This window comes from Litoribacter ruber (assembly GCF_018500185.1).
Taxonomy (GTDB): Bacteria; Bacteroidota; Bacteroidia; order Cytophagales; family Cyclobacteriaceae; genus Litoribacter; species Litoribacter ruber.
On the sequence record NZ_JAHBGI010000037.1, the window covers coordinates 1 to 3,507 of the forward strand.

At 51.9% G+C, this 3,507-nt stretch carries 2 protein-coding genes; one reads left to right on the plus strand and one right to left on the minus strand.

Going from position 1 to position 3,507, the window contains the following annotated elements; all coding sequences use genetic code 11:
• Window positions 1-1,193: 1,193 nt before the first annotated feature.
• Window positions 1,194-2,135, minus strand: a complete 942-nt coding sequence (locus tag KIH41_RS17940) for a hypothetical protein (RefSeq protein WP_214163324.1) — start codon at window positions 2,133-2,135, stop codon at window positions 1,194-1,196.
• Between the two features lie 646 nt (window positions 2,136-2,781).
• Here KIH41_RS17940 and KIH41_RS17945 point away from each other — a divergent pair.
• Complete coding sequence (locus KIH41_RS17945) at window positions 2,782-3,387, plus strand: hypothetical protein (protein WP_214163325.1); 606 nt, start codon at window positions 2,782-2,784, stop codon at window positions 3,385-3,387.
• Window positions 3,388-3,507: the final 120 nt, after the last annotated feature.

Consider the following 3,507-nt stretch of genomic DNA (forward strand, 5'->3'; position numbering starts at 1 on the left):
AATATCGAATGATGAATAATGAAGTGGATGAAGGTGGGTTGTGGCAGCCTTCATCCCAGCCGTAGGTAAATTCCTGCTGGGCGCGGAAGAAGAACAAAGACAACAACGACAACAGTCCCGGGGAGGCGAAGCCGACCCACGGGACGGACAACGGCGAAGCGGACAACTACGAGGTAAAATACACCTTAGGTCTACATATCCCCAACGTTACCCTAACGTTACCCCAACGTTGATGCTAGACTGGTATAGGGGAAAGGCAGCGGGATGACAGAGTTTAATCTACTTATCCCCAGCTTTACCCCAGCTTTACCCTAGCTTTAGTGCTACTTTAGTAAGGCGTTTCTATTGGGTGTAGGCTCCCCCGACTGTCCCTGTTATATAAGGCTAATCAGAAGCAGACTGGGTCCAGTCTAGACGTTATTTAGGTCCAAGGGGAAGAGGGAGTTGATCCACGCCTAGACTGGAAGTGATAGGGAGATGATCCGAAGAGAATAATCCTTTGGGTGCGGGGATATAAGTTGCGCTGAGCACTGGGTGCCGGGTAGGATTCTCGCGCCCAGCAGGAGGTTACTTACGTAAGTATGACGTGGTTGTCCGTCCCGAGCTCGCCTCCCCCGGGAGGTAAACTCTGCTCACCGGGACTGGTTGTCTCGTCCCTGCGGGACTAGGTTGTCATGGTTGTCATTGTTCTAAATTAGGTCAGTCACGTCTTGAGCCGAAGGCCGTTTAACGGGAACAAGTACGTTGGTCTTTTCGNCTGCGGGACTAGGTTGTCATGGTTGTCATTGTTCTAAATTAGGTCAGTCACGTCTTGAGCCGAAGGCCGTTTAACGGGAACAAGTACGTTGGTCTTTTCGAGGCTGCGCCTCGAAAAGGACCTTCGGCAAGGATGAGGGTAGCTTACGTGAATCCGTCCTGAGGCAAAGACCGTGAACCCACCCGTGAATATTCTCGTTTTACGGCTCTCATCCCGCCCGTGGCTGCAAATAGGTAGAACCATGACAACCACGACAACCTAGCCGGGGAGGCGGAGCCGACCAATGGCGGGACAACAGCGCAGTTTACCTCCCGCGGGAGGCGGACAACCACGTTGCTAAAGTCGAGAATAATAATGAATGTAGAATGATGAATGATGACAAATGAAACACCCACGTTGCGGCCGCTGCGTACTCGTGGCGTCGTGGCGTGAAATCTTATAGGATAATCACATAGTTGTCGCTCTCATAAGGCAAAGCACCGAAGGATTTCTTCCAGTGAACCAAACCAGGAACCAACTCCCTTGTACCAGGATGGTAGGAGGTGCCGAGGTTGAAGAGTTTTTTATGGCCATAGAGGTCAAAAAGGTGGAAGAAGAGGTAGTCCAGCGCTTTGAGCTTTCTGCCTCTTTCGGTGGTGGCGGTGTATTGGGCTTTTACTACGTGCTTGTCGACAAACAGCGTTGTGCCTGCCAATAGCTCTCCTTCATGGTACAGGTCCCACTGTTCTATGGGATTATGCTGTCCGAGTTGCGTGATTTCTTGCAGGGAATGTACGGGGCGGTTGCCAAATTTATTGTACAGATGCGGGATGAGCACCTTTTCCCAGAAGGGCTGGAAGGAATCGGCTTTCCTGATTTCGGGGGAAATACGCTGGGAGTTCCTGATTTTGTAATCAGCTCTTTCCCCTATTGTACTGGGTAAGGGTACGGCATGGATGATATTGATGGCTGTCAGGGTGGCGCCAAACTTCAGGAGGGCCTTCCTCAATCTGTCCTGCCCGTCTTCCAAATAGAAATCGGGGATGCATTTGATATGGATTTCGGAAACCTCCTCACGCCTGAAATGGTCGATCAATGCCCCGACAACCTTTTCCATCTCCTCATCTCCCACTCCATTCCCCAAAACCAACCCACCAAAGGTGAGGCCTTTGTGCGAATAAACCTTACCTCCTTCCCAGTGTGCGGGAAAAATTGCCACGGGTCTCCCGTCCTGATGGATAATCACCGAGCAGTCCTCAAATCTATCCCTGTGGTAATCCATGTAGTTTCGGGAGTGCATGAAGGTCCCGTTGCGGCTGGATTGGAGGAGGCTCTCCCAGTCGGGTTGGTGTATGGGGCGATATGGGGTGGTGGTTAGCATGGTGGATGGCGGATGCATGATGTCCGATGTCGGATGTCCGATGTCGGATGTGGGGGTCCGCGCCCAGCAGGTTCTAACGAACGTAAGGGCGACGTGGTTGTCTCTTCCGCTTCGCGGAATCAGTTGTCATTGTTCCACCTTAGGTCAGTCACGTCTTGGACCGAAGGCCGCTTAACGGAAACAGGTACGGTGGTCTTTTCGAGGCTGCGCCTTGAAAAGGATCTTCGTTTGGACCGAAAGCCACTTACGTGCACCCAACCGTGAATGTTGTCGTTGAGCGGCTCTCATCCCACCCATGGCTGCAAATAGGTAGAATAATGACAACAATGACAACAATGACAACTTAGCCGGGGAGGCGAAGTTTACCTACCTCGGGAGGCCGACCAATGGCGGGACAACAGCGCAGTTTACCTCCCGGGGGAGGCGGACAACCACGTCATTATTTACGTATCGAGATTTCTCCCCGCCCCGGCGGGCAAGCACTCCCTCCGGTCGGTCGAAAAGACGTAACTATGGACTATATACTGCCGACTGCGGACTGTCGACTCCAATCTTGTTCACCCAAACCCCCGTTTTGTTTGTCAAAAGGGGCGTTTGTCAATTGGGGATGGGAAGATAATCGCAGTTGGGTAGGTTTGTAGGGTAATAATTCCAGCAAGGAGCTATGATCCCGATTGTATTACTTGAAGACAGCAGTTTTATGTTTACCGGCACCAAGGGGTTTTGCCTCTTTGAATCGGGGGAGCAGAGCGTGTCCTTGGGTTTGCTGGGACTGGAGGAGAGGCCGAAAAACGTTTTGGCGGATTACCTCCACAAGGTTTCCCTGGTCAAAAAGATCAGCTCCTACAACAAGCCCAGCCGCAACCGGACGGTGCTGGTGGATGGGGACCGGAGGATTGAGCTGGAAGACCCGCTGGTACACAGGTGGGAGGCCAACAGCATGAGGGAGGAACTGGAAAACCGGGATGCCTTTATTTTCATGTTTGACGGCAGGGAGGCGCTCGAGGATGTGGATTATGCCATCAACGTGAAGGTGCACCTGCAGTTTATCAACAGGGTGGTCAACGGCCTGAAGGTCATCGTGCCCATCGCCACCTTCCGCAAACGGGATGAGGAGAAGTACCTGGGCATGCACAAACTGGAATCGAAATTTTTCCTTGAAAACCAGCTGGGCAGCAGTCTGCTGGGCTTCAAGATACATGATATTGTCTTGGCCAACATGGAGTCGGAGGATCATTTGGCTGAGATTAAAAAAGCTTTGTTTCATTAGGGAAACAAGGGTGGTTGAACAACGGGAAAAGGTGGCTGTGATACGGCTGCCTTTTTTTTGTCGGAAGTCGGTGGAAATGGGCCAGTAGAGTAGAGCGGTCAGGGTCTAATTTAAACCCTG

Excerpts from the sequence above, each read along its gene's own strand:
- KIH41_RS17940 (WP_214163324.1), bottom strand. The coding sequence starts at position 2,135 with ATGCATCCGCCATCCACCATGCTAACCACCACCCCATATCGCCCCATA.
- KIH41_RS17945 (WP_214163325.1), top strand. The coding sequence starts at position 2,782 with ATGATCCCGATTGTATTACTTGAAGACAGCAGTTTTATGTTTACCGGC.